At 58.7% G+C, this 24,733-nt stretch carries 23 protein-coding genes; 11 read left to right on the forward strand and 12 right to left on the reverse strand.

Annotated elements, in window-relative coordinates:
- Positions 1–143 precede the first annotated feature (143 nt).
- On the forward strand, positions 144–1,037 hold the full coding sequence (locus tag FEZ21_RS09995; protein ID WP_003446582.1) for an ATP-binding protein: 894 nt from the start codon (positions 144–146) through the stop codon (positions 1,035–1,037).
- Positions 1,030–1,512, forward strand: a complete 483-nt coding sequence (locus FEZ21_RS10000) for a GAF domain-containing protein (protein WP_010656826.1) — start codon at positions 1,030–1,032, stop codon at positions 1,510–1,512. Before FEZ21_RS09995 ends, FEZ21_RS10000 begins: the two co-directional genes overlap by 8 nt.
- Positions 1,513–1,684: 172 nt before the next feature.
- Here FEZ21_RS10000 and FEZ21_RS10005 read toward each other — a convergent pair whose 3' ends face one another.
- From FEZ21_RS10005 to FEZ21_RS10035, 7 genes are all read right to left on the reverse strand, one after another.
- The gene (locus tag FEZ21_RS10005; protein ID WP_160626993.1) at positions 1,685–5,305 is read right to left on the reverse strand and encodes a transporter substrate-binding domain-containing protein; all 3,621 of its coding nucleotides are present in this window, start codon (positions 5,303–5,305) and stop codon (positions 1,685–1,687) included.
- A gap of 8 nt (positions 5,306–5,313) precedes the next feature.
- Positions 5,314–5,940, reverse strand: coding sequence for a response regulator transcription factor (locus FEZ21_RS10010; protein ID WP_160626996.1), 627 nt, complete (start codon positions 5,938–5,940; stop codon positions 5,314–5,316).
- 369 nt (positions 5,941–6,309) lie between these two features.
- Complete coding sequence (locus FEZ21_RS10015; protein WP_127195839.1) at positions 6,310–7,641, reverse strand: deoxyguanosinetriphosphate triphosphohydrolase; 1,332 nt, start codon at positions 7,639–7,641, stop codon at positions 6,310–6,312.
- A 149-nt stretch (positions 7,642–7,790) separates the two neighbouring features.
- Entirely contained in the window at positions 7,791–8,135 is a 345-nt protein-coding gene (locus FEZ21_RS10020; protein WP_160627000.1) for a hypothetical protein, read from the reverse strand.
- Entirely contained in the window at positions 8,132–8,509 is a 378-nt protein-coding gene (locus FEZ21_RS10025) for a phage holin family protein (RefSeq protein WP_003446595.1), read from the reverse strand. The genes FEZ21_RS10020 and FEZ21_RS10025 overlap by 4 nt, the downstream gene beginning before the upstream one ends.
- A gap of 1 nt (position 8,510) precedes the next feature.
- On the reverse strand, positions 8,511–8,825 hold the full coding sequence (locus FEZ21_RS10030; RefSeq protein ID WP_003446596.1) for a YqjD family protein: 315 nt from the start codon (positions 8,823–8,825) through the stop codon (positions 8,511–8,513).
- A 141-nt stretch (positions 8,826–8,966) separates the two neighbouring features.
- Complete coding sequence (locus FEZ21_RS10035) at positions 8,967–10,703, reverse strand: monovalent cation:proton antiporter-2 (CPA2) family protein (protein ID WP_003446598.1); 1,737 nt, start codon at positions 10,701–10,703, stop codon at positions 8,967–8,969.
- Between the two features lie 274 nt (positions 10,704–10,977).
- On the opposite strand from FEZ21_RS10035, the gene FEZ21_RS10040 reads away from it, so the two are divergent.
- Both FEZ21_RS10040 and FEZ21_RS10045 read left to right on the forward strand, forming a co-directional pair.
- Positions 10,978–11,214 (forward strand): glutaredoxin family protein, encoded by a 237-nt coding sequence (locus tag FEZ21_RS10040; protein ID WP_003446600.1) that lies wholly within the window; start codon positions 10,978–10,980, stop codon positions 11,212–11,214.
- A 57-nt stretch (positions 11,215–11,271) separates the two neighbouring features.
- Positions 11,272–12,162: a pseudouridine synthase gene (locus FEZ21_RS10045; protein ID WP_010656822.1), complete on the forward strand. Its 891-nt coding sequence runs from the start codon at positions 11,272–11,274 to the stop codon at positions 12,160–12,162.
- A 68-nt stretch (positions 12,163–12,230) separates the two neighbouring features.
- On the opposite strand, the gene FEZ21_RS10050 is transcribed toward FEZ21_RS10045, so the two are convergent.
- Both FEZ21_RS10050 and mobA read right to left on the reverse strand, forming a co-directional pair.
- Positions 12,231–12,452: a YgdI/YgdR family lipoprotein gene (locus FEZ21_RS10050; RefSeq protein WP_003446602.1), complete on the reverse strand. Its 222-nt coding sequence runs from the start codon at positions 12,450–12,452 to the stop codon at positions 12,231–12,233.
- Between the two features lie 106 nt (positions 12,453–12,558).
- On the reverse strand, positions 12,559–13,128 hold the full coding sequence (gene mobA / locus FEZ21_RS10055; RefSeq protein WP_010656821.1) for a molybdenum cofactor guanylyltransferase MobA: 570 nt from the start codon (positions 13,126–13,128) through the stop codon (positions 12,559–12,561).
- A gap of 79 nt (positions 13,129–13,207) precedes the next feature.
- Between mobA and moaB the strand changes: the two genes are divergently transcribed.
- Positions 13,208–13,747: a molybdenum cofactor biosynthesis protein B gene (gene moaB, locus FEZ21_RS10060; protein WP_003446604.1), complete on the forward strand. Its 540-nt coding sequence runs from the start codon at positions 13,208–13,210 to the stop codon at positions 13,745–13,747.
- Positions 13,731–14,957, forward strand: coding sequence for a gephyrin-like molybdotransferase Glp (gene glp, locus FEZ21_RS10065; RefSeq protein WP_160627002.1), 1,227 nt, complete (start codon positions 13,731–13,733; stop codon positions 14,955–14,957). The genes moaB and glp overlap by 17 nt, the downstream gene beginning before the upstream one ends.
- A gap of 91 nt (positions 14,958–15,048) precedes the next feature.
- Here the strand turns inward: glp and FEZ21_RS10070 are convergent, their stop codons facing one another.
- Positions 15,049–16,497, reverse strand: coding sequence for a mannose-1-phosphate guanylyltransferase/mannose-6-phosphate isomerase (locus FEZ21_RS10070; RefSeq protein WP_160627004.1), 1,449 nt, complete (start codon positions 16,495–16,497; stop codon positions 15,049–15,051).
- 180 nt (positions 16,498–16,677) lie between these two features.
- Here FEZ21_RS10070 and yegS point away from each other — a divergent pair, with 180 nt between their 5' ends.
- The 3 genes from yegS (at position 16,678) to FEZ21_RS10085 (ending at position 19,496) form a co-directional block, all read left to right on the forward strand.
- Positions 16,678–17,607: a lipid kinase YegS gene (gene yegS / locus FEZ21_RS10075; RefSeq protein WP_160627006.1), complete on the forward strand. Its 930-nt coding sequence runs from the start codon at positions 16,678–16,680 to the stop codon at positions 17,605–17,607.
- Positions 17,608–17,689: 82 nt separating this feature from the next.
- Positions 17,690–18,625 carry a chemotaxis protein CheV gene (locus FEZ21_RS10080; RefSeq protein ID WP_160627008.1) on the forward strand — a complete coding sequence of 312 codons (936 nt, stop codon included), beginning with the start codon at positions 17,690–17,692 and terminating at the stop codon, positions 18,623–18,625.
- A 64-nt stretch (positions 18,626–18,689) separates the two neighbouring features.
- On the forward strand, positions 18,690–19,496 hold the full coding sequence (locus FEZ21_RS10085) for an MOSC domain-containing protein (RefSeq protein WP_160627010.1): 807 nt from the start codon (positions 18,690–18,692) through the stop codon (positions 19,494–19,496).
- An 82-nt stretch (positions 19,497–19,578) separates the two neighbouring features.
- On the opposite strand, the gene FEZ21_RS10090 is transcribed toward FEZ21_RS10085, so the two are convergent.
- A complete protein-coding gene (locus tag FEZ21_RS10090; RefSeq protein ID WP_003446610.1) occupies positions 19,579–21,507 on the reverse strand; it encodes a transglycosylase SLT domain-containing protein in 1,929 nt (642 codons plus the stop codon).
- A gap of 214 nt (positions 21,508–21,721) precedes the next feature.
- Between FEZ21_RS10090 and FEZ21_RS10095 the strand changes: the two genes are divergently transcribed.
- Positions 21,722–23,638, forward strand: a complete 1,917-nt coding sequence (locus FEZ21_RS10095; RefSeq protein WP_003446611.1) for an ATP-binding cassette domain-containing protein — start codon at positions 21,722–21,724, stop codon at positions 23,636–23,638.
- 74 nt (positions 23,639–23,712) lie between these two features.
- Here the strand turns inward: FEZ21_RS10095 and FEZ21_RS10100 are convergent, their stop codons facing one another.
- A complete protein-coding gene (locus FEZ21_RS10100; RefSeq protein ID WP_003446612.1) occupies positions 23,713–24,165 on the reverse strand; it encodes a universal stress protein in 453 nt (150 codons plus the stop codon).
- Positions 24,166–24,271: 106 nt separating this feature from the next.
- Between FEZ21_RS10100 and FEZ21_RS10105 the strand changes: the two genes are divergently transcribed.
- Entirely contained in the window at positions 24,272–24,709 is a 438-nt protein-coding gene (locus tag FEZ21_RS10105) for a hypothetical protein (protein ID WP_003446613.1), read from the forward strand.
- Positions 24,710–24,733 lie beyond the last annotated feature (24 nt).

The raw sequence follows: 24,733 nt of genomic DNA on the forward strand, positions 1-24,733 counted from the left end.
GGGCAAGAATAATCGATTAGTCGGTTAACAGGCAGGTATAGCTGCAGTATTTACAGGCAGGTTGTATCAATCACCTCATGGACGGGCGCTGCGCGCGGTCCATGTCAATGCGCTATCACTGTGTATCAGTCTGAGGAGATGTTGTGGATTCTAAACTGTATGCCTTTCTAGAGCGGGCCGAAGCGGTCCTGGCGCGTCTTGAGCCGTTGCTGCCTGCGCAGCGCGAGCCGATTGAGTGGGGCGACTGCCTGGCAGCCCGCTGGCAACGCGAAGGCCGTTCGGGTTATCTGATGCCGCTGCAAGTCAGTCTTGAGATGCGTCTTACGGATCTGATCGGAGTTGATACCCAGCGCGATCAACTGGGCCGCAATACTAAACAATTTCTCGATGGCTTTCCGGCCAACCATGCGTTGCTGTGGGGCTCGCGCGGCACGGGCAAGTCTTCGATCATTCGGGCCTTGCTGGCCGAGTACGCGCAGTCCGGGTTGCGCTTGATTGAAATCGAACGTGATCACCTGGCCGATCTGCCACGAGTGGTGGAGCAGTTACAGGGTCAAAAGCAGCGTTTTATCCTGTTTTGCGATGACCTGTCTTTCGACGCCGGTGAAGGCGATTTCCGGGTTCTGAAAAGTGTGCTCGACGGCTCGCTGGAACAAGCCCCGGACAACGTCTTGCTGTATGCCACCTCGAATCGCCGGCATTTGGTGTCCGAAAAAGAAAGCGACAACGAAAACTGGAAGAACGTCGACGGTGAGCTTCATCCCAGCGAAGCGGTGGAGGACAAGATTGCATTGTCTGATCGCTTCGGCCTGTGGTTGTCGTTCTACCCGTTTACCCAGGAGCACTTCCTCAACGTGGTCGAGCACTGGATTGAGGTACTGGCCGGCAAGGCCGGTCTGAAGTGGCAGCGTGACGAAGCGCTGGATATTCTGGCCGTGCGCTGGGCGACCGGGCGTGGCAACCGTAATGGCCGGTGTGCTTATCAATTTGCACGTTACTGGGTTGGATTGAAATTGCTGGAGCAAAACAATGATTGATTTGAATGCCACAGGCGCCGGTCTGGATGGATATGGTTTGCTGCGGGCCCAGTTGGAGTCCTTGCTGGCGGATGAGCGCGATTTTATTGCCAACGCCGCGCAGTTTTCGGCTTTTTTGTACCATCAATTAGATGACCTGAACTGGGCCGGTTTTTACCTTAATCGTAATGAAGAGCTGGTGCTGGGGCCTTTTCAGGGGCAGATCGCGTGTGTCCGCATTCCTTTTGGCCGGGGCGTCTGTGGCGCCGCTGCGGCTAGCAGACAGACCCAGCGGGTTGAGGATGTACATGCTTTCCCGGGGCATATTGCCTGTGACAGTGCTTCCAACAGCGAACTGGTGGTGCCTTTGATCAAGGACGGGCGCCTGATCGGCGTGCTGGATCTGGACAGCCCGAGCGTCGGCAGGTTTTCCGAGCAGGATCAGCAAGGTATTGAGGCACTGGCTGCGATCTTCCTGCGTTTGAGTGAGTGCTGATAGCTCCTGATTGTTAGGGGCCGTGGTGCTTCGACTCGGGCTGGTCAGGCTGTAGCGGCTCCAGGCACGGCCGGGCGTATAGCAACATGCTCGCGCCCAAACCGCGGGCCCACTGGTGATTCACTTGGGGCCGCGGTGACGTTCGGCTCATGTGCCGGCAGGGTGGGTGCATTCAGGCGTGTTTGGCCAGTTCGTTGATCAATGTTACCTCCAATGCTTCCATGGCCTGCTGCACGGCACTACGGCGAGACTCCAGAGTTGCAAGGCTGGCTTGCTCCAGCGCATCGCAGCGTTTGATCAGGATGTCGGCACTTACAATGCGCGCTGCGCCCTTGATCCGGTGTGCGATGACGAAAAAAGGTTGCAGGCCGTTGTCGACGCGCAGTTCAAGCAGTGTCTTGAGATCCTGCCGATTGCTGCGCAGCAGCTCTTCGAGCAGCATTCTGATTCGCGCGTTGTCCTGTCCTGACAGTGCGTAAAAGCTCTCAATATTGAGATTGGGTGCCCTCGCGGATGGGGCTGCGGGTTCGATCGCGGCCAGGCGTTGACCCAACAGTCTCAGGCTGATGGGTTTGAACAAACAATCGTCCATCCCGGCCTGCTTGCAGCGCAGTCGCTCTTCGGGTTGGGCATTGGCGGTGAAGCCCAGAACCGTACAGCGGTTGTGTCGGGATGCCTGCTCATGCTGACGGATCGCCCGGGTCAAATCGTAGCCGTTCATGACCGGCATGTTGCAGTCAGCGATAACCAGATCAAATCTCGATTGTTTCCAGGCTTTTAACCCGTCAGCTCCGTTTTTTTCACTGGTAAAGCGATGCCCCAGAAATCCCAGTTGCTGGCACAGCAACAGGCGATTGGCAGGGTGGTCGTCCACCACCAGTACATTGAGCTGGGTGGTAGCGGGGTGGATTTGCGATTCTTCGGCGGTGGGCGGCGTACAGGGCTCCAGCGCAGGCAACCTGAGGGTTATTTGAATTTGCGTGCCTACGTTGGGCTGACTGCTCAGGCTGAGGGTACCGCCCATCATTTCGCACAAACTACGACAGATCACCAGACCCAGGCCGGTGCCGTTGATCGCCAGTTTTGCGCTGTTTTGCCCCTGGGCGAAGGGCTCGAACAGGCGCTCCTGATCCTGTTGGCTGATACCTATGCCGGTGTCCCGGACCCGCAACTGCAGATCAACATGGTGCGGGGTGTCGCTCGCCAGCAAGTGCAGTTCGAGGTTTACCTGGCCGCGCTCGGTGAACTTGATGGCGTTGCTGATCAGATTGGTCATGATTTGCTTGAAGCGCAGCGGATCGATCATGACATCAGGCGCCCGGCCTTCGGGTTTGAAAGTCAGTGAGAGGTGCAGGGATTTCTGTCTGGCCAGGCCGTCAAATACCCGGATCACCGAGCTGGCCAGATCCCGCAGATTGACCCGCTCTGGAGTCAGGCTCATTCGACCGGATTCGATGCGGGCGATATCGAGAATGTCGCCGATCAACTCCAGCAGGTCTTTGGCCGAATGATAGGCGACCTCTATTGAGGGGCGGTCGAGATGACCCTGGTCAGCGCGTTTCAAGGTCAGCTCAAGCATGCCGATGACTGCATTCATCGGGGTGCGGATCTCATGGCTCATGGTTGCCAGAAATGTGCTTTTGGCCCGGTTGGCGTCTTCGGCCAGGTCTTTGGCGGTGCGCAGTTCCTCCAGCAGCTGGCGGCGATCGCTGATGTCGATCCAGCCGCCGATGATGCCCTGTACTTCGCCCAGGGCATCGCGATAGGGAAGAATCCAGTGGTAGATGGTGAGGGTTTTATCGCCTGCCTGCAGTGGCCGGTCGACGATAAGCGGGGTGCCTTCCGTCATGACCCGCAGACAGTCGGCCTGATAATCATGGGCTTCGTGTTCATCACGCATAAGGCTGCAGGTTTGCATCAGCGTCTGTCCGATGGCCTCTTCGCGCCGGGTTGAAAAAGCGTCCAGGTAGCTGTCATTGCAGGTTCGCAGAACCCCGTCGCGATCTTGCATATAAATCGGATGTGGCGTGCCATTGACCAGAACCCGCAGGAACTCGAACTGATCACTGAGTGCCTGCTCGGTCATTTTCCGTTGCAGGATCTGCCGGCGCATGCAGGCGTTCCAGATCAGCAACAGCAACAGCAAAAGGCTGGCGCCAATGATGATCTGGTAAATCAGGCGATGGTAAGGGTGCCAGTAGCTCTCCGGCGCCGGGGCATGCCCAGCCCAGCGGCTGTGGATAATGCCCAGTTCTTCGGGCGCAATGCCGAGCAATGCCTTGTTGAGGATAGAGCCCAGTTCTGTGGCATCCCTGGAGGTGGCCAGGGAAAACGTGGCGGGCCGGGTTCCCAGGGAGGCGCTGATCTGCAACCGGTTGTGGAGCAATTTTGAAGACAGCCAGTAGTTGGCAATGGCCAGCGAGTTGACCGCCCCCTGTACTTTTCCCGCGGCCAGGAGTTCGGTTGCCTGATAAATGTCATCGGTGTTGACCAGAACTATGTGCGGATGCTCGGTACGCAAATAGTCAGTCAGGGGGTTGCCCAGGGGCAGGGCCAGTTTTTTGCCTGCCAGTTGATCAAGACTTGCAGGTTTGCCGGAACCCTTTGCGGTAAGCAACACGAATGAGTTCTCAAAATAGGGCCGACTGAAACTCAGCGAGCTTTCTCGGGAAGCAGAGGGACTGATGGCGGCAATGATGTCGGTTTCATGCCTGTTGATCATCTGGATCATGGTCCCGAAGCTGCGTGCACGCTGTATCTCGAAAGTCAGCCCGGTACGCAGGCGAACGATCTCCAGCAAGTCGGCAGTAATGCCTCTGAAATTTCCGTCCGGGTCAAAAAATGTCAGCGGCGCCAGGGTTTCATTGACCACCACTTTGACTACCGGGTGCTGGCTCAGCCACTGCTCTTCGCGCTCGGTCAGTTGCAGTTTTTGACTGGCCAGCAAACTATTGCTGCCGGCGTTCCAGCGCCTGGCAATACTATCGCGCTCACTGCCGGGCACGGCTTGCAGGGTAGTGTTGATCATCTCCAGCAGTTGCCGATTGTCCCGGTGTACGGCAAAGCTGAAGCCATGGGGTTGCGGCTTGCCGAAGTTGGCCATTTTAATGTTCTTCAGATGACCCTTGCTGATCATGTAATGCGCCGAGACCGTGTCCCCCAGAAATACATCTGTCTGCCCGAAAGCCACCGAGTTGATGGCGTTCTGAGTGGACGGGTAGGAATGGATGATGGCCTTGGGGTAGAGCGCCTTGACCTCATCCAGAGGCAGGTAGTGGTGCACCAGGCTCAGGCGCAAACCGGCAAGGTCCCGGGGCAGAGAACGGCTGTCTCCCTCGCGGGTCACCAGGACCGGCTGGTCAATTGCATAGGGAGTGGACAGCAGCAGTTGCGGGTTGTCGGCTTCAAAGCCGTTTGAAGTACCAAGCAGGTCGATGCTGCCTTCTTCAAGTGCCTTGATGGCTGCGAGTCTGGAGTGGAATCGCTGGACTTTGATGGGGAGGTCAAGGGCACTGGCCAGAATTCCCAGGTAATCGGCGGTCAGGCCTTCATAGTCCCGGGCACTGGCGGTGAGGTCGAACGGTGGATAGTCAGGGGCCGAACTGCCGACCCGTAACTCGCGCTTGCCCTGGAGCCAGGAGCGCTGCTGTTGGTCCAGAGCAACCACCATGGGGTAGGTTCCGGAACGGCTGAGCAGCACATGGCTCTCTGCCCGGGCTGTGGCGCTGAACAGGAGGGTATCCAGGAGCAGGCCTGCGATCAATGACAGGTACTTGTTTAACCATGAGGGCATTGAGTTCTTCATACCAAAGCGTTGCGTTTAGCCAGTTCGATAAGGTTGATCATTGAGCTGACTTGCAGTTTTTGCATGAGCCGTTTTTTGTAAGTGCTCACGGTCTTGTTACTAAGAAACATGTCTGTGGCTATTTGCTTGTTTGTTTTTCCCTGGGCAAAAAGTTTCAGGACCATGAGTTCGCGGTCGTTGACAAGTTTGAACAGTTGCATTTCGGATGAGTCACCGTTTTCGTACTTTTCTGAACTCAATGCCTGGCCGGGGAAGTAGTGGTAGCCGGAAAATACAGCTTTGATGGCACTGACAAGTTCGCTCAGGTCTTCTTGTTTGCATACATACCCGGCTGCACCTGAATGCATGCAGCGCATGGCAAAAAGTGCAGGGGGCTGGGCCGTCAAAACCAGGGTTTTAACCCGTGTGTTCATTGTGTTGAAGCGCGCCAGCACTTCAAGACCATCGAGCTTTGGAATGCTGATATCGAGAATGACCAGGTCCGGCATGGACTCACGGATCATCTGCATTGCATCTACACCATTATCGGTTTCCCCGACTATTTCATAACACTCATGCTCTAACAGCATGCGGATGGCAAGTCGGATCACAGGATGGTCGTCAACAATGAATACGGTGTTCATAAGAAACCTCACAAAGTACGGTATAGAATAGGCGCACCTTAGCTTAGTTATATGGAGTGATATACGATTGGGTAGGCCAGTAAGGGTAGTATGGGAATAGTCCTACATTAAATAAGGCAGGAGTTCAGGGTTTACTTGGAAAGTTGGAGGAGGTGAGCGAGGCAGTCAAAGGTTTGCTTGAAATAGCGCCTGGATTTTATCGAATTTTCTTTTGTGTAAAGTGAATTTTCCTACAGTTTTTTTCTGTTTTTATACAGGGGTAGTTGAAGGGGGTGGGAGTTCCGGGTGGCGACAAGTGTCCGCGTTTGATTCAGCTCGGCACAGGCCGGAAACACGGCGGCCCGCCCTTTTTACAAGGGCGGGCCGTGGTCAGGTCGGGCTGGAGCGCCCGGTCATTTCCCGGGCCATCTCGGTGGCATAGCTATCGGTCATCCCGGCAATAAAGTCGATGATCCGCATAAACGCACGATGCAACGGCCATTGCGGATGGGGGGCGTTATTCCCCAGCAGGTCGAGGATCCGGCGATTCTTGAACGACGGGGTCCGTCCGCCATACTGCTCCAGTGCTGCGCCACAAAAGGCGTTCAGCAGAATTTCGAGCGTGGTGTAGGCGCCGATTTCATGCAGGGTTTTGCGCTTGTCCTGGAAGATCTTTTTACGCGCCATGTCCTTGGCATCCAGTACACAGCGCTTGGCCGGACCGTGCATGTGCTCCACCAGATCCCCGGGCAGGGTGCCGGCCAGCAGTTGCTCTTGCTGCTCAACGAATGCCAGTGCAGCAGCGTTGGTCAGGTGCTCGATGGCTTTGCCGCGCAGGATCGCCAGCTTGCGCCGTTGGGAGTCCTGGGGGCCGAGCAGGCGATAGGTTTGCGGCAGGTCATCGCCCACCAGCCCCAGTAACAAGGATTCAACTTCGTCATACTGCAGAAGATCCATCTCCAGGCCATCTTCAAGGTCGATCAGTGCGTAGCAGATGTCATCGGCCGCCTCCATCAGGTACACCAGCGGATGCCGCGCCCAGCGCTGGTCTTCGATTTGTGGCAGGCCGAGCTTGTGGGCAATGTTTTCGAGCAGGTGCAGTTCACTTTGATAGCAGCCGAACTTGTGCTTCTTGTAGCCCAAAGCGTCCGCATGGCGTGCGGTCCAGGGGTATTTGAGGAAGGTGCCAAGGGTGGCGTAGGTCAGGCGGGTACCGCCATCGAACTGGTGGTATTCAAGTTGCGTAAGCACCCTGAAGCCTTGCGCATTACCTTCAAAACTCAGGAAATCATTGCGCTCGGCATCGCTCATGTCGTTCAGCCAGCCCCGGTCTGCTGCCTGTTGAAACCAGTTGCGAATGGCGTCTTCACCCGAGTGGCCAAAGGGCGGGTTACCAATGTCATGGGCCAGACAGGCGGACTGAACGACCATGCCCAGGTCGGCCGGATCGCACCATTCGGGCAGCGCGCTACGGATCGTTTCACCAACCCGCATACCCAGTGAGCGTCCCACGCAACTGACTTCAAGTGAGTGGGTGAGGCGGGTATGGATATGATCGTTACTGTTGACCGGATGGACCTGGGTTTTGCGTCCCAAACGACGGAATGCGCCAGAAAATATGATCCGGTCATGATCTTTATGGAAAGGGCTGCGCCCGAGTTCTTCGGGGCTGTGGTGGGGTTTTCCGAGGCGTTCGCGGTTAAGCAGGGTTTGCCAATCCAAGGCGCAGTGCTCCGTCAGTGACTGAGGCCCCAGCTTCTCGCTTCAGACAGGATGGTGCAAGCCGCAGATGGTTCCATGCATGTCCAGGGCATTATCGGTGTTGCCCCCATGTGCAGGAACGAGGCAAGCCCGCTCCTGCACATGGCCCGTCAAGGCTTGCGCGACGAGGCTGCCTGGATGACCATTTTGATCAGTGGCAACAGGCCTGTGGTCAGACCGATCCAGCGTGATGTTCCATCGCTGCCTTTGCTTTTTGCACTTCTGCCCGTCAGAAAGCCGAGTACGCTGACAAGCCCCACGGCCCACAGCGAACCGTGCCTTATCCCCAGGTTTTCTTGCCAGTTGCTGGCCATGCCGCGCACTTTTTGCAGTGGTTGCAGCAGTTGTTGCGATTCGTGACGAATCTCCTGGCGGTGCATTTCCATGCGCAGACGGATCAACAGTTTGCGCATCTCGCGCCGTGAGGCGTTTTGTGGCATTTCAGGATGGCTCATGGCATCAATCGCTCACGGTCTTTGGCCAGCTCTTCCAGCGTGGCGTTGAAAGGAGAAGACTCATCGAACACCGCCGCTTTAAGGCGCACGCCGCAGAACGCCGCCGCCAGCGCATAAAACACGCAGAGCCCGATAATGCCGCTCAGGCGATAACTGTCCCAGAGCAATATCAACACCAGCGCCGACAGACCGATCAGCAACAACAGGGCGAACACCAGTGCCAGCCCGGCAAATAACAACAGGCTGACCGTGCGCGCTTTCTGCTCTTGCAGTTCGATGCCCAGCAACTCGACATGGCTATGCAACAGACCCAGAACCGCGGCACCCAGGCGCCGCGGTGTGGAACGGGAGGAGCCGGATTCTTCAGTTGTCATATCAGCGCCGGGTGGCCAGCAGGCCAATCAGAAAGCCCACGCCCGCCGCGATGCCAACGGACTGCCAAGGGTTGGACTGAACATAATCTTCGGTGGCCACTACGGCAGCCTGGCCACGCTCCTGTAACGACTCCTTGGTATCAGCAAGCGATTCGCGGGCCTTGAGCAGGCTGTCCTGGATTTTGGCGCGTACTTCCTCAGCGCCGTCGCCGGCCAGAGTCGCAGAGTGCTCCAGCAATCTTTCCGTGTCGTTGACCAGGGCCTGGAAATCGGCCAACAGGATTTCTTGAGCATTCTTTGCTTTTATGCGGGCCATGGGTAACTCCGTTAGTGGCTTGTTGATGGTTCGAGTGTAGGCATTCGGTGAAGGTTCACTGCATTTCTCTGACACCTTGTGGGATTGCCCAACCTGAATGCCAGAGATATCCCGCTGAGCGATTTAAAACCTTACCTCAATTTATTCATTTTCGCGGGGGAAACCAGACCCTTCCCGCGGCTCTGTACTTTCAAAGCAGCCTTCAAGCAAGTGATAGCGGTTATGCCGCACTTCATCCACCCGGCGCTGTACGGTTTTTTCTGACAGCCCCAGCATGATCAGGGCATGGGAGGCGAGCATCAGGCTCGACTCCAGCAATTCAGGTACCACTTCAGTTGCCCCGGCGGCCTTGAGCTCGGCGAGCTTACTGTCGTCGCGGGTTCTGACCAGAATGGGCACGTCCAGGGTAATGAGCCGGGCCTCCTCGAGTACGCTCATGGCCACGTCCGTACTATCCACCGCGATAACCAGCAAGCGAGCCCGGTCCAGGCCGATAGCGCGCAGCAAATCACCCCGACGGGCATCGCCGTAGTGCACGCTGCTGTTTCCTTTGGCCGCTTCCTGAATCCGCTCCGGGTCGTAGTCCAGAGCCACGAAATGTTTGTTCTCGTTGCGCAGAAAACGCCCGATGGACTGGCCAACACGACCGTAACCGCACATCACCACATGGCCATGCAGCTCGGCACTTTGCGCGGCGATTTGTTCCAGCTCGGCTTCTTCATTGGACTTGCGGTGCAGGGCCGCGGCAATTTTAGGTGCGGCCCGCAGCAGCAGGGGAGTCAGCAGCATCGAACAGAAAGTGGCGGCCAGCAGGTAAGCGGCGATATCTGGCGGGATCAGCGAGTTGAGTTGCATCTGGGCCATCAGGGCAAAGCAGAACTCACCGCCCTGGGCCAGCGCCAGGCCACTGCGCCAGGCCGTTTCGCCATCGCTGCCGCGCAGCTTGACCAGGGTCGCGACGACAATGCCTTTGATCAGCATCAAGGCCAGGGTCAGGCCGAGAATCAGAAAGCCGTCGTGAACGAACAGTTGCAGATCGATCAGCATGCCGATACTGACGAAGAACAGCCCCAGCAAGATGTCGCGGAATGGCCGGATGTCGGCTTCAATCTGATGCCGGTAGTGGCTTTCCCCCAGCAACATGCCGGCCAGGAAGGCCCCCAGCGCAGGCGACAAACCGAGCAGGTGGGTCAGCCAGGCGGTCAGTAATACGATCACCAGTGCCAGCAGCACGAACAGTTCGGCCGATCGGGAAGCAGCAACTTCGTGAAACAGGCGCGGCAGTACGAAGCGACTGGCAAACAGCAGGCCAACAAACAAAATAACGGTTTTGCCCAAGGTGACCGGCAATGCCCAATACCAGGCCTGGTCGCTGCTGCCGGCAAATACCGGTACCAAGGTCAACAACAGCACCGCGACCACATCCTGAAACAGCAGCACGCCAATGGCGTTTTGCCCGTGGCGACTGAAAATTTCGCCCAGGCTGGTCAGTTCCTTGCTCACGATGGCCGTGGATGACAGAGAGAGGCCTGCGCCCAGCAAGAATGCGGTGTTGGCGCTCATCCCGAACGCATACAGCAAGCCGCCCAGAGCCGCGGTGCTCACCAGTACCTGCAGGCTGCCCAGGCCAAACACCACGCGGCGCAACTTGAGCATCTTGGGCAGTGAGAACTCCAGCCCCAGCGAGAACAATAAAAACACCACCCCCAACTCTGCCAGATCAGGCAGGTCCGGGCTGTCATTGACCCAGTCCAGTGCCGTCGGGCCCACCAGCAGGCCGACAGATAAATAACCCAGCACGGGGGGGAGTTGCAGGCGCCGGAACAGCGCGATCACCACCAGGGATGAGGCAAGGATGATTAACAAATTGGCGAACACGAAAGTCTTCCTTGTCAGTTCGAGTAAAAAAGTCGCGAGCATCCAGCAAACGAGCAGTGCCGGCGCTGATGTACATCATTCTTTGCTGCCAACCCCGCAAGGGGCCAGGTTCTTTGCCATTGCTGGTCTAGGGTAGTCGCAAGCAGCGGTATAGAGCGATTGTATTCTTCTGCCCGGAGGGGGGCGGCCCGCAAACCCAGCGCGCCAGCAAGCGCCTCGACGTCTTGGGGCAAGGCTCTTAAACTGGACGCTTATTCAAACAAGGTCATTATTTATGCCTCCCGAATGTCAACTGTTCGGCACCCTTGGCTGCCACTTGTGTGAACTGGCCGAGGCTGAACTGATGCCTTTGGTCGAACATGGATTGCTGGTGGAGCTGGTGGATATCGCAGAAAGTGAAGCGCTGTTTGAGGCCTATGGCTTGCGCATTCCGGTACTGCGTCGGGTCGATACGGGCGAAGAGTTGAGTTGGCCATTTGATACGGCCCAAGTGGTGAATTTTCTCCAATAGCCCTGGGCGGTTGCTGTGCGCGATAATCACCGGCTGCATTTACCGTCCGAGTTATCTATGTCGACCCAGCCTTTCAACGCCGCCGAGCACCAAGCCAGCACTTTGTACCTGCCTGCCGGTAGCTGGCTGACCGTGCTCGATTGTTTGTGCGAGCACTTTCGCGCCATCAGCCGCGAGCAATGGCTTGATCGCATCGCCCGCGGCCGGGTGCTGGATGCTGACGGTGCGCCGATCAGTGCGCAGTTGCGCTACAAGGAAGGCCTGCGCATTCACTACTTTCGCGAAGTGCCCAACGAGACTCCGATCCCGGTGCAGGAAACCATCCTGTATGCCGACGAGCATTTGGTGGTGGCGGACAAACCGCATTTCCTGCCGGTCACGCCGGCGGGAGAATACGTTGAGCAAACCTTGCTGCGACGCTTGATTCGTACCCTGGGCAATCCGCACCTGGTCCCGCTGCACCGCATCGACCGGCACACGGCTGGCCTGGTGCTGTTCTCGGCCAATCCAGAAAGCCGGTCTGCTTATCAATCGTTATTTCCCACGCGCAAGATCGAAAAACGCTACGAAGCGATTGCCAAAGCCCTGCCTGACCTTGAGTTGCCACTGGTGCACAAAAGCCGGTTGGTGGCGGGCGAGCCGTTTTTCCGCATGCAAGAAGGCCTGGGTGCCAGCAACACCGAGACCCGGGTCGAGGTGTGTGAGAAAAACGCCGATTTGTGGCGATATGCGCTGTATCCGGTGACGGGCAAGAAGCATCAGTTACGGGTGCATATGGCGGCGCTGGGGGCGGGGATATGCAATGACCCGTTCTATCCGGACGTGCTCAAGGATGCACTTGATGACTATGCCAACCCGTTGAAGTTACTGGCCCACAGCCTGCGTTTCGCTGACCCGTTGACGGGGCAGGAGCGCTACTTTGAAAGCCGGATTCATCTGGACTGGTAAACCTCCCCCGCAGGCAGCCCCAGAAACAACAAAACCCGCACCAGGCGGGTTTTGTTTTGATGCGAGGCTTACAACTCTTTAACGGTACGAATCTGGTCTTTGTTGATGCGGGTTTCTTTACCGTCCAATTGTTTGAACTGGTAGAAGCCTGAATCTTCATCGTACTTTGGCGTGTCGATTGCCTGGATTTCACGACCGTCGTTGAGCGTGATCACTGTTGGCGAGGCGCAGCCGGCAAGGGCGGCCATGCCAGCAGCGAGCATGAGGGCGGCGAGAGTCCGATGAGTCATTGTGGTTCTCCAACAAATTAAAGTGCTGTTATAGATCTATCTGTCCCTGAGACGTATACAACGTCCGCAAGTTCCCTGGCTAGGGGCACAAGTGCAGCATGCCCGGTCAATCCAGTAGGTCAGGGGTGTTGAAATTGCTAAGCCGGGGGTCATTCTCTGCGCATTGCCAGGCACGGGCATTGAGCTGGAGCATGATTTTACGCGGGCTGCGCTCACCCGCGAGCCATGCCTGCTCGATAGCCTCAGCCAGTGCCGTCGGGATCACACAGAACAGCGGCTCCCAGTGTTCGCCGTGGTGCACCATACAGGGTTGCTCCGGATATTGGCGGGCGGCGTTGAGCAGGGCGCAGAGCAAGTCACTGTCGACCCTGGGGGCGTCACAGGGCAACACCAGCAGGTGCGAGTGCCGGGCAACAGCCAGCCCGGCGCGGATACCCGCCAATGGCCCGGCAAAATCCTCATTGCCATCACTGACCAGCACGTCTGCATAGTCTGCATACAGTTCGCGGTTGCGGTTGCAGGAAATGATCAGGTCATCGGTCAGCGGCCGCGCCACGCGCTGGGCGTGGGCGATCAGCGGCAGGCCCTGCCACATGACCAGGCCTTTGTCCTGCCCGCCCATACGCTGGCCACGGCCCCCCGCCAGCAACAGAATGGAGCATTGAAACTCGCTCATGGATGGACTCCGCGCAACCAGGCAAAAGAAGCGCTGTGATATAACACCGGGCTGTTTCTCCTACAACTGGACCTCGTCTATGAAAGCCAAGGTTGATGTGCCTTTCGTGCCTTTGAACATCGCTGTTCTGACTGTCAGTGATACCCGTACTCTCGAAACCGACACCTCGGGCCAGGTCTTTGTCGACCGCCTGAGCGAGGCCGGGCATCAACTGGCGGCCCGGGTGCTGCTTAAGGATGACCTGTATAAAATCCGTGCCCAGGTCGCGACCTGGATTGCCGATGACAGCGTGCAAGTGGTGCTGATTACCGGGGGCACCGGTTTTACTGCCCGTGACAGCACGCCAGAAGCGGTGAGCTGTTTGCTGGACAAGCAAGTCGATGGTTTCGGCGAGTTGTTCCGGCAGATCTCGGTGGCCGATATCGGCACCTCGACCGTGCAGTCCCGGGCCCTGGCCGGCCTGGCCAATGGCACGCTGGTGTGCTGCCTGCCGGGCTCGACCAACGCAGTGCGCACCGGTTGGGACGGGATTCTGGCCGAGCAACTGGACTCGCGTCACCGCCCATGTAACTTCGTGGCCCATTTAAAGCAGGCGCCGGCCTGTGAAACCCGTGGATAAGCCGGGTCGCACCGGCGAGCTGATGCCCGTCGAAATCGCCCTGGCGCGATTGCTGGCGTTGGCCGAAGCAGCTCCAATTCGCGACACTGAATCGCTCGCGCTAGCGGCCTGCGAAGGCCGGGTGCTGGCCCAGGATCTGATCTCCACCCTGGATCTGCCGCCATGGCCCAACAGTGCCATGGACGGTTACGCGCTGAACCTGGCCGACTGGTCCGGCATGCCGCTGCCGGTCAGCCAGCGAATTTTTGCCGGTCAGGCCCCCGAACCTTTGGCGGCGGGTACCTGTGCGCGGATCTTCACCGGTGCACCCGTGCCCGCAGGTGCCGATTGCGTCGAAATGCAGGAAAACGCTCAGGTCCAGGCTGATGGCCGGGTAGTGTTCACTGAAGCTTTGCACGCGGGTCAGAATATTCGCCCCCAAGGGCAGGAAACCACTGTCGGGGAGACCGTGCTTGCCGCGGGCACCCGTTTGGGCCCGATCGAACAGGGGCTGGCGGCGTCTTTGGGGTGTGCCGCGCTGGATGTGATCAGGCGGGTCAGGGTTGCAGTGTTGTCCACCGGCGATGAACTGATCGAGCCGGGCCAGGCATTGGGCCCGGGGCAAATCTACAACAGCAATCGCGTATTGCTGTGCAGCTGGCTGACGCGCCTGGGGTGTGAAGTGGTCGATGCCGGGATCTTGCCCGACGACTTGCCGGCAACCCGTCAGCGCCTGGCAGAGCTGGGGGCGGTGGACCTGATTCTGTCCACCGGAGGCGTATCCGTCGGCGAGGCTGACTTCCTGGGTATTGCGCTGCGCGAAGAAGGTGAACTGGCGTTGTGGAAGCTGGCAATCAAGCCGGGGAAGCCTCTGACCTGCGGGCATTTTCGGGGTGTACCGGTGATTGGCCTGCCGGGCAATCCGGCATCGACCCTGGTGACCTTTGCACTGCTGGCGCGGCCTTACATCCTGCGCCGCCAGAGCGTACAGGCCGTCGAGCCGTTAAAGTTCCAGGTGCCGGCCGGGTTCGTCTGGCCCAAGGCGGGTAATCGCCGTGAGTACCTGCGTGGCCGGCTGGAGCAGGGGCGGGCGGTGATCTACAAAAACCAGAGTTCGGGTGTTTTGCGCAGTGCAGCCTGGGCCGAAGGGCTGGTGGAAGTGCTTGAAGGGCGAACCCTGGTTGAAGGTGACCTGGCAGGCTTCATCCCGTTAAGCGAAGTGTTGGGTTAAATCCCCGAAGACCTGCAGGCGCGAGCTTTTTATCGAGCTCATATTGAGTAGTGAGCTCGGTATTCTTCAGAAGCTCGCTCCTGCAAAACGCTTACCGTGCCACAGGCACCCGGCCATAAATGTCGCTCAGGCGCACTATGTCGTCTTCCCCCACGTACTCACCGCTCTGCACCTCAATCATCACCAGATCAACCGCCCCGGGGTTGACCAGGCGGTGGGCTCTGCCAGGTTTGATAAAGGTCGATTCGTTACTGTTGAGCTCAAACTGGCGGTCGCCATTGGTGACCTGGGCGATGCCGCTCACCACAATCCAGTGTTCGCTGCGTAGCCGATGCATTTGCAGGGACAGCGCACCTTGCGGTTTGACCACGATACGTTTGATTTTCAGCCCCGGTCCTTCTTCGAGCACCGTATAGGTGCCCCAGGGGCGGGTGACGGTGCGGTGCAGGCGATAGGCATCGTGGCCCTGAAGCTTGAGCGCCTGGGCGATGTATTTAACATCCTGGCTACGCTTGGCATCAGCGACCAGCAAGGCGTCAGGGGTATCAATGATGATCAGGTCGTTGAGCCCGACCCCGCCGACCAGACGTGTGGGCGAGTTGATATAGCAGTTGTGCACATCGTGCAGAACGCTTTCACCATTGCACTGGTTGCCGTTGGCATCCGCCGGGCTCAGCTCACGCACCGCCTGCCATGAGCCGATATCGCTCCAGCCCAATTGACAGGGAACCACCGCCACTTTTGTTGAACGTTCCATCAGCGCGTAGTCGATGGAAATATCGGGTGCCAGGGCGAAGGTGCGACTGTCCAGCTCAAGGTGCAGATCCTGTTGCCCCTCAAACGCCTGACTGTGTTCAAGGCAGTGGCTCACTGCCGCCAGCACCTGTGGCGCGTACTCCTGGAGTTCACGCAGCAGGCTGTCGACCCGCATGCAGAACATGCCGCTATTCCACAGGTGCTGGCCGCCGTCCAGAAATTGCCGGGCCGTGATGGCATCGGGCTTCTCAACAAATTGCGCCACCTGGAACCCGTCACCGTTCAGCGCCGGGCCTTTTTCTATATAGCCAAAGCCGGTTTCTGCCTTGCTCGGGCGGATGCCGAAAGTCACCAGCCAGCCCTGGTCGGCCAATCGCCGTGCGCTGTCGACGGCGTCGGCAAAGGCGGCCAGATCGGTGATCAGGTGGTCGGCCGGCAACACCAGCAGTTGCGCGTCCTCGCCGTAGCGTCGAGCTACGTGTAATGCGGCAGCAGCAATGGCCGGGGCGGTATTGCGTCCCACGGGCTCAAGAATGAAATCCAGAGCCACGGCGCCATTGTTCAGTGGGCGATAGTCATCAAGGGTGCGGAAAAACACCTCGCGACTGGTCACCGTCAGCAAGCGGTTGACGTCTGCCAGGCCAGTTGCCCGATGGAAGGTCTTTTGCAGCAGGCTCTCGCCGTCGGGCAGGCGCATAAAGGGTTTGGGCATGGACTCACGGGACACTGGCCAAAGCCGGGTGCCAGCGCCTCCGGCGATGATGCAGGGAATGAGTGTGCTCATTCAGATGGCCTCTGGCGTCAATGGGCTGCTTTGGGCGGTGGAGTTTGACCGGTTCTGCGCGATTGATCGACTGGTTGACGACAATAGTGCGGTATCGGGCAAATAAGTCGTGGCAGCATGGGTCTTTTCGGTTCGGCTGCTGTCCAAAAATTCAGACCGCTTTTGTCGAGGGAGATAGAGATGAGTGCAGGTAAGGCATTTTTGATTTTGCACGGTAAGCAAGCGCTCAACGAAGACGTGCGGGCTGCGGTGGAGCAACGGCGCGCCATGGGCTGGGAGCTGACAGTACGCCTGACATGGGAGGCCGGGGATGCCCAGCGGCTTGTGCACGAGGCTCTGGAGGCGGGCTATGGCCAGATCATCGCGGGCGGTGGCGATGGCACCTTGCGCGATATTTGCGAGGCCCTGGCATTGGCCGATACCGAGGCCGGTCTGGTGCTGTTGCCGTTGGGCACTGCCAATGACTTTGCCCGGGCTGCCGGTATCCCGCTGCAACCCGATGAAGCCCTGGCCTTGCTGGACGTCCCCGCCCGAGCCATCGATCTGGGGGAGGTGGGTGGCCAGATATTCTTGAACATGGCCACGGGCGGCTTTGGCAGCCAGGTTACGGCCAATACCTCGGAAGACCTGAAAAAGGTGCTGGGCGGGGCGGCCTATCTGTTTACCGGGCTGACGCGTTTCACCGAACTGCACGCCGCGTATGCCGAGCTGCAAGGGCCGGACTTTCACTGGCAGGGTAATTTGCTGGCGCTGGGGATCGGCAACGGTCGCCAGGCCGGTGGCGGGCAGGAGCTGTGCCCACAGGCCCTGGTCGATGATGGTTTGCTGGATATCAGCATTCTGCCTGCACCCCAGGAAGTGGTCAGCACCTTGAAAGAGTTGATGGCCGGCGGCTGGAGCTTGGATAACCTGTTTGTCCGGGCGCGTGTGCCCTGGGTTGAAATCAAGGCGGCCGAGGGGCTTTCAATGAATCTGGATGGCGAGCCGCTGGAGGGTGATGCCATGCGCTTTGAAGTACGCAAGGGCGCGTTGAAGGTGCATTTGCCAGAAAACTCTCCACTGCTCAGCACGTCGACCCCAATTGATCCCGCGCAACTGCAGGAGGGATGACAGCAGCAACTGCCAGTCATAAAGAATCAGCCAGGCCGGCCGATAACCCCGGGCATCAAGCCCTTACGCCCAGGAGTTATTCATGGCCGGCATTCTCGACACGGTAGACCAGCGGACTCAGTTAGTGGGTGAAAACCGGCTGGAACTTCTCATGTTTCGCCTGGCGGGCCGGCAACTGTTCGCGATCAACGTGTTCAAGGTACAAGAAGTCCTCCAACTGCCCAGATTGACCCTCATGCCGCACCGTCATCCTCATGTGTGCGGTGTGGTCAACCTGCGCGGCAAAACCCTGCCGGTAATCGATCTGTCCCGGGCAATCGGCATGCGCCCGGTGGTGCCGGGCCCCGACAGCACGATCATCGTCACCGAGTACAACCGTTCAGTTCAGGCGTTCCTGGTGGGCAGCGTGGACCGTATCGTCAATATGAACTGGGAGGCCATTCTGCCGCCGCCGGGCAGTGCCGGGCGCCAGCATTACCTGACCGCGATCAGCAAAGTCGATGAACAGCTGGTGGAGATTATCGACGTGGAAAAAGTGCTGGCCGAGATCGTCCCGTACAACGCCCGGGTCTCGCGCGAAAAACTGGCAGATCCGCTGCTGGAACAGGCCCGTGGCCGTGAAGTGCTGCTGGTGGATGACTCCAGTGTGGCGGTGGCGCAATTGCGTGAAACGCTGTCGCAGTTGGGGCTCAAAATGCATGTTGCCAGCGATGGCCTCAAGGCCTTGAACATGCTCAAGGCATGGGCGGACACAGGCCAGGTCATGACGGACAAGTTGCTGATGATTTTTACCGATGCCGAAATGCCGGAAATGGACGGTTATCGCCTGACCACCGAAATTCGTAACGACCCGCGTTTGCGCAGCCTGTACGTGGTGTTGCACACCTCGTTGTCGGGGAGCTTCAACGAGTCGATGGTGAAGAAGGTCGGCTGCGACAACTTTCTCTCCAAGTTCCAGCCGGACAAGCTGGTAGATGTGGTGCGTCAACGCTTGATGCTGGATCAAGTGCCGGCGTAACTTCGGGGGGAAAACTGATTTTTGCTCGTATACTTTGGCTTTTTAACTCTCTCGAGGCAGGCCAATGTTGCGTCTAAGCGCGCTTTATCGTTTTCCGCTGAAATCCGCCAAGGGCGAAAGCCTGCCCCAGGCCCGTCTGGACCGGCTGGGCCTGGTTGGTGATCGACGCTGGATGCTGGTCGATCAAGCGAGCGGCAGGTTCCTGACCCAGCGTGCCGACCCTGTAATGAGCCAGCTGTCGGCACTGTGGAACGCCGCCGGCGGTTTGACCCTGAGTGCCCGGGATTTTGACCCGCTGGACGTGAAGGTGCCGGATGCCGAGTCGAATCTGCGGGGTGTCACCATCTGGCGTGACACTTTGCGGGTGCCGGATGCGGGCGACGCTGCCGCTGACTGGCTAAGCCGCTTTGTCGAGAAGCCGGTACGGCTGGTGCATGTTCCGCTGGAGCGTGCACGCACCACTGAAGCGGGCTATGGCCGTGATGATGACAAAGTGGCGTTTGCCGATGGCTACCCGCTGTTGCTGATAGGTCAGGCGTCGCTGGATGATCTTGGCGCCAGGGTCGGTCGCGAACTGGACATGCTGCGTTTTCGGCCAAACCTGGTGATTGAGGGCAGCGAAGCCTTTGCCGAAGACGGCTGGAAGCGCATCCGCATTGGTGATACCGAGTTTCGTGTGGTCAAGTCCTGCTCGCGTTGCATCCTCACGACGGTTGATCCGCACACCGGTGTGCGTGATGAACAGCGCGAGCCGCTGGCCACCTTGATGACTTATCGCAAGCAGGCAGAAGGGACTATGTTCGGTCAGAACCTGGTGAATGACGGTAACGGTGTGCTCGAAGTCGGCATGCCGGTAACCATTCTGGAGTAAACCCTTACCCTGTAGGAGCGAGCTTGCTCGCGAGCTGTTAAAAGCTCGCGAGCAAGCTCGCTCCTACAGCAAATCGGTGTGTTTACTGGTCGTCAAAATAACGTTCGTGCCAGTCCACCAGCGGCTGCGGTACGTTGAGCTTTTGGCCGTAGATCACCGAATAAGACAGTACGTTCTGCACATACTGGCGTGTTTCGTCGAACGGGATGCTTTCGATCCAGACATCAAAGCCCAGGTGGTTTGCACCCTTGAGCCATTGGCGAACGCGGCCGGGGCCGGCGTTGTAGGCCGCGGAAGCCAGCACCCGGTTGCCGTTGAACTGGCCATGGACCTGACTCAGGTAGGCAGCACCCAGCTGGATGTTCTTGTCCGGGTTGAGTACTTGCTGTGGCGAGGCCAGCGGAATGCTGAATTTGCGGGCGGTTTCTTTGGCGGTGGCCGGCATCAACTGCATCAGGCCGCTGGCGCCCACACCCGAGCGGGCGTCATCCATAAAGGCACTTTCCTGACGGGTAATGGCAAATACCCAGCTCGAATGCAGCCCACGAACTTTGGCTTCTCGTACCAGCGTGTCGCGGTGTGCCATCGGGAAGCGAACATCCAGGTCATCCCAATACTGCGCTTGCGCCATGGTACGAATGGCGGGGAAGTACCACTTCAGGTCGTAGGCCAGTTTGGCCTGGGCGACCATTTCATCGCGGCTGAACAAGCGGCTGACGTAATACCACTCGCGTCGGCCATCGACGATTTGTCCGCGCTCGTGAAACTCCAGTGCGCGCTGCACGCCGGGCGTGTTGCGTACTTTATTGATCAGCTGCGGGCTGAGCATCAGCGGCTTGTTATTGAGCTGATACGGGGTCTGGGCCCGGTCGGCGGCCAGAAAGCCGTAAAAATCCCGCTCACCGGCGACTTTTTTGAACAGCGCCAGCGCTTGCGGGTTTTTAGGCTCGGCCAGTTCAAGGCTGCGGGCTTGCCAGTAACGCCAGCGGCTGGTGGTTGCCAGGTCCTGGGGCAGTTTGGTGGTCAACTGGTAGGCGTCTTGCCAGCGTGCCAGGCGTAACAGCAGGCGCAGACGCCATTCGGTGACCGTGTTGTCCCGCAGTTCCGGGTCGTACTTGGTCATGATGTCCAGGCCGCGACTGTCGTAGCGACGGGCGAACGTCAGGCCGATTTCCCGGGCTATGGCGACTTTTTCGTCCCGCGAGAAATGCATGCTGCTGGCGTAGCTGTCGAGCAGGGATGCGGCTTTTTCCGGGTCCTGGCGTGCCAGACGGCGCAGGCCAAGGCCAACGGCATCAGACATGGCTTCGCTGGCGGGGGCGAAGCGCGACGGCTGGCTGAGCATGTCGGGCTTCTGGGCCACATCAATCATCAGCCTGGCTTGTGGGCCCAGCGTGTTGAGGCCGTTGGCCAGGGAGGTGGCAAGCCCGTAGTTGCGCGCTTCAGCTGCCAGCTTGACCCGCTTCCAGCGTTTTTGCTCGGTCAACTGGCCTTCGGCGGCCCACTGGCTGAACAGCGCGTCGCAGGCGGCAGGCTGTGCCTTGCCGACCATCCACAGTTTTTCGGCGTTGGCATAGCCTTCGGCCTTGAGGTTGTGCTTGAGCTGATACTGGCCGTTGAGGCAATCGAGTTCGGTGAAATTGAGCTTGGGGTCGTAATACTTTTCAAAAGTCGCCCAGTCGCCGCGCTCTGCCAGCCAGCGCAGCCAGCGCAACTTCATCCAGTTGGCCTGGGGCAGGTCGCCGTGTTGGGCCAGGAACTGCTCGATTTCAGGGTTGCTGGCCGACTTCAGACGTGCGGTCAGCTCGTCGTAGGCCAGATACGGGGTCAGGGGATAACTGCGCAGCGCGGCGGCATTTTGAAAGTAAGGGCCGGAATCACCCTTGGCCAGGGCGCGCTTGGCATCATCGTAGAGCTGACGTTGTTGAGTGAGATCTGCAGCGTGGGCGGTTTGCACGGCGCAGGTAGTGAGAAGCAGGCAGGATAAAAAGTTGAAAAGACGACTGCGCATGTGGCTTCCGTACAAATGAAAAACGCGACAAGCGCAGGGCGACCCGCGCTGATTGTGCCGTAGCTTAGCCTTTTGCCAGCGCCCCGTGAAAGCCTTGCCGGCCAACCGGTGCTACTTGGCACTAAATGAAGGGTAGACGGGGCCGTACAAGAAATACCCGGCCGCCTGGGGGCTCAAATCAGGTAGAATGCGCGCCCAGTTTTTGGAGAAGCTCATGACCCTGCTCAAATTCAGCGATGTGTCCCTTGCTTTCGGCTCTATGCCGTTGTTGGACAAGGTGTCCTGGCAGATCGCCCGTGGAGAGCGGGTGTGCATCATCGGCCGCAACGGCACCGGAAAGTCCAGCATGATGAAGCTGGTAAAAGGTGATCAAAAACCCGATGACGGCTCTGTTTGGCGCGCGCCCGGCCTCAAGATTGGCGAATTGCCGCAAGAGTTGCCTGCGGCCGACGAACGGACCGTGTTCGACGTGGTTGCCGAAGGTCTGGACGGTGTTGGTGAACTGCTCGCGCAGTACCACCACCTGAGCCAGAACATCGTTACCGATGCTGACCTGGACAAGCTGATGCACGTCCAGCAAGACCTCGAAGCCCGCGACGGCTGGCGCTTGCAGCAATTGGTAGACAGCACCCTGAGCCGTCTGCAGTTGCCGGCTGACAAAACCCTCGCCGAATTGTCCGGCGGCTGGCGTCGTCGCGTCCTGCTGGCACAGGCTCTGGTTTCCGAACCGGATCTGCTGCTGCTCGACGAACCGACCAACCACCTGGACATCGGCGCTATTGCCTGGCTCGAAGAGGCCTTGATGGGCTTCCAGGGCGCGGTTCTGTTTATTACCCACGACCGTTCCTTCCTGCAGAATCTGGCCACCCGGATTCTGGAACTGGACCGTGGCGGCCTGATCGACTGGAACGGCGACTACGCCAGCTTCCTGGTGCACAAAGAAGCCACCCTGGCAGCTGAAGAAACGGCTAACGCCCTGTTCGACAAGCGTCTGGCCCAGGAAGAAGTGTGGATCCGCCAGGGCATCAAGGCGCGCCGCACCCGTAACGAAGGCCGTGTTCGCGCCCTTAAAGAGCTGCGCGTTGAGCGCAGTGAGCGTCGCGAACGCACCGGCAAGGCCAATATCCAGCTTGATACTGCCGACAAGTCCGGCAAGCAAGTGATGGTGCTGGAAAACGTCAGCTTTGCTCACCCGGGTGGTCCGTTCCTGCTCAAGGACTTCTCCATGGTGCTGCAGCGTGGCGACCGTATCGGTCTGCTGGGCGCTAACGGTACCGGTAAAACTACCCTGCTGAAGTTGATGCTGGGCGGCCTGGTGCCTACCGAAGGCACGGTTGAAGAGGGGACGCGCATCGACGTGGCTTACTTCGACCAGTTGCGCCATCAGCTGGATCTGGAAAAAACCGTGATCGATAACGTGGCCGAAGGCCGCGACTTTATCGATATCGACGGTCAGAGCCGCCACGTGCTCAGCTATTTGGGTGACTTCCTGTTCAGCCCTCAGCGTGCCCGCACGCCGGTCAAGGCGCTGTCAGGTGGTGAACGTGCCCGTCTGTTGCTGGCCAAGCTGTTCAGCAAGCCAGCCAACCTGCTGGTGCTCGATGAGCCGACCAACGACCTTGACGTTGAGACCCTGGAGCTGCTTGAAGAGGTCTTGCTGACCTTCAAGGGCACCGTGCTGATGGTCAGTCACGACCGGGCATTCCTCGACAACGTGGTGACCAGCACCCTGGTATTCCAGGGCGAAGGCAAGGTCCGTGAATACGTCGGTGGTTATCAGGACTGGTTGCGTCAGGGCGGCTCGCCGCGCCTGTTGGGTGTTACCGAGAGCAAATCCGGTAAGGCCGACCTGACTTCGGCAGTGGTCACTGCAGCACCGGCTCCGGCCGCCGCTGCACCTGCACCGGCAGCGAAAAAGAAGCTGAGCTACAAGCTGCAGCGCGAGCTGGAAGCCTTGCCAGGCGATATCGATGCGAAAGAGCAGGCAATTGCCGCCGTTGAAGCCGAAATGGCTGATGCGGGCTTCTATCAGCTGCCAGCCGCCAAAACGGCTGAAGTCATCGCCCGGCTTGAGAAGTTGCAAGCCGAGCTTGAGCAGCTGGTTGAGCGTTGGGCCGAGCTGGATGCCTGATTGAGCACCTGCTGAACTGAAAAAGCCCGGCCCTTTGAACAAGGGGGCCGGGCTTTTTTACTGTTGCGGGAGGCTTAATCAGGTTTTTTCAGGCTGACCGCCAGCACATCGCACGGAGCACCATGCAGCACATCGTTGGCAGTGGAACCCAGCAGCAGTGCCAGGCCGTGACGGCCATGGCTGCCGACCACGATCAGGTCGCAGTTTTCGGCTTTCGCGAAGCCATGGATTTCCTGGCGCGGCTGGCCATAGGCGAGTTTGCAGTTGTCTTTGGACAGTTGCGGGTAGATATCGATCAGGCGTTCAAGGCGTTCCTTGGCCTGATCAAACTGTTGTTGTTGCAGTTGCGACAGGTCCATCGGAACATCGCCGCCAAAGGCCATGGCCATAGGCTCGACGATGTGGATCAGCGACAGTTTGGCACCGTTGGCCTCGGCGCTGGCGCTGGCGCGATAGATCACCGGATCGCATTCTTCGGTCAGATCGACGGCGACTAGAATGTGGGTGTAGGGCTTTGGCGTGGACATGTGCGGCGCTCCTGTAAATGGTGAATTGTTATGAGTATGGCCCTTTTTGTAGAGCCTTGGTTCAAGTCAGGGTCAACTCGTTTAGTCAGGTAATGAGAGTACAGATATGACGGTATGGATAGTGGTGTCAATCCTGGCGCTGGTTCTTAGCCCCCTGGCATGGTTGCGGCCTTCACGTAATCAGAGTGGCCGGATGGATCTGCGCATGGAGGCGCGGCGCATGGGGCTGGCCATGCAACTGGCGCCCCAGGAGTGGCCGCACTGGCTTGAGCCGGAGCCGCCGAGTTCCTGTGCGCAATACCATCGCCCGCGCCGCAGTACTAAGCCTGATGTATGGTGCTATTGGCAATCGGCTCCGGGGAAATGGCTCAATCGCTGGCAGGAAGAATGTGTGGATGAGCGCTTGCTGGCGCAGTTTGAAAAGTTGCCGGCCAACGTCTACAAAGTTGAGGCCGATGCGCAAATGATCGTGCTGGTATGGGGCGAACGGGGCGATCCTGCGGTCTTGAAGGCCATTGATCAAGTGCTCCGGGCGCTGGCGTAGCGCTTGTGGAGCGAGCTTGCCTCG

Source organism: Pseudomonas sp. 9.1(2019) (assembly GCF_009910445.1).
GTDB lineage: Bacteria > Pseudomonadota > Gammaproteobacteria > Pseudomonadales > Pseudomonadaceae > Aquipseudomonas > Aquipseudomonas paraversuta.

What these genes read in the sequence shown, in the direction of transcription:
- FEZ21_RS10020 (WP_160627000.1), bottom strand. Translation starts at nt 8,135, where the DNA reads ATGAGCCATCCTGAAATGCCACAAAACGCCTCACGGCGCGAGATGCGC.
- FEZ21_RS10100 (WP_003446612.1), bottom strand. Translation starts at nt 24,165, where the DNA reads ATGTCCACGCCAAAGCCCTACACCCACATTCTAGTCGCCGTCGATCTG.
- FEZ21_RS10085 (WP_160627010.1), top strand. Translation starts at nt 18,690, where the DNA reads ATGTTGCGTCTAAGCGCGCTTTATCGTTTTCCGCTGAAATCCGCCAAG.
- FEZ21_RS10050 (WP_003446602.1), bottom strand. Translation starts at nt 12,452, where the DNA reads ATGACTCATCGGACTCTCGCCGCCCTCATGCTCGCTGCTGGCATGGCC.
- yegS (WP_160627006.1), top strand. Translation starts at nt 16,678, where the DNA reads ATGAGTGCAGGTAAGGCATTTTTGATTTTGCACGGTAAGCAAGCGCTC.
- FEZ21_RS10030 (WP_003446596.1), bottom strand. Translation starts at nt 8,825, where the DNA reads ATGGCCCGCATAAAAGCAAAGAATGCTCAAGAAATCCTGTTGGCCGAT.
- FEZ21_RS10005 (WP_160626993.1), bottom strand. Translation starts at nt 5,305, where the DNA reads ATGCCCTCATGGTTAAACAAGTACCTGTCATTGATCGCAGGCCTGCTC.
- FEZ21_RS10010 (WP_160626996.1), bottom strand. Translation starts at nt 5,940, where the DNA reads ATGAACACCGTATTCATTGTTGACGACCATCCTGTGATCCGACTTGCC.
- moaB (WP_003446604.1), top strand. Translation starts at nt 13,208, where the DNA reads ATGAAAGCCAAGGTTGATGTGCCTTTCGTGCCTTTGAACATCGCTGTT.
- FEZ21_RS10095 (WP_003446611.1), top strand. Translation starts at nt 21,722, where the DNA reads ATGACCCTGCTCAAATTCAGCGATGTGTCCCTTGCTTTCGGCTCTATG.
- FEZ21_RS10025 (WP_003446595.1), bottom strand. Translation starts at nt 8,509, where the DNA reads ATGACAACTGAAGAATCCGGCTCCTCCCGTTCCACACCGCGGCGCCTG.
- FEZ21_RS10000 (WP_010656826.1), top strand. Translation starts at nt 1,030, where the DNA reads ATGATTGATTTGAATGCCACAGGCGCCGGTCTGGATGGATATGGTTTG.
- FEZ21_RS10090 (WP_003446610.1), bottom strand. Translation starts at nt 21,507, where the DNA reads ATGCGCAGTCGTCTTTTCAACTTTTTATCCTGCCTGCTTCTCACTACC.
- mobA (WP_010656821.1), bottom strand. Translation starts at nt 13,128, where the DNA reads ATGAGCGAGTTTCAATGCTCCATTCTGTTGCTGGCGGGGGGCCGTGGC.
- FEZ21_RS10045 (WP_010656822.1), top strand. Translation starts at nt 11,272, where the DNA reads ATGTCGACCCAGCCTTTCAACGCCGCCGAGCACCAAGCCAGCACTTTG.
- FEZ21_RS10040 (WP_003446600.1), top strand. Translation starts at nt 10,978, where the DNA reads ATGCCTCCCGAATGTCAACTGTTCGGCACCCTTGGCTGCCACTTGTGT.
- FEZ21_RS10080 (WP_160627008.1), top strand. Translation starts at nt 17,690, where the DNA reads ATGGCCGGCATTCTCGACACGGTAGACCAGCGGACTCAGTTAGTGGGT.
- FEZ21_RS10105 (WP_003446613.1), top strand. Translation starts at nt 24,272, where the DNA reads ATGACGGTATGGATAGTGGTGTCAATCCTGGCGCTGGTTCTTAGCCCC.
- FEZ21_RS10070 (WP_160627004.1), bottom strand. Translation starts at nt 16,497, where the DNA reads ATGAGCACACTCATTCCCTGCATCATCGCCGGAGGCGCTGGCACCCGG.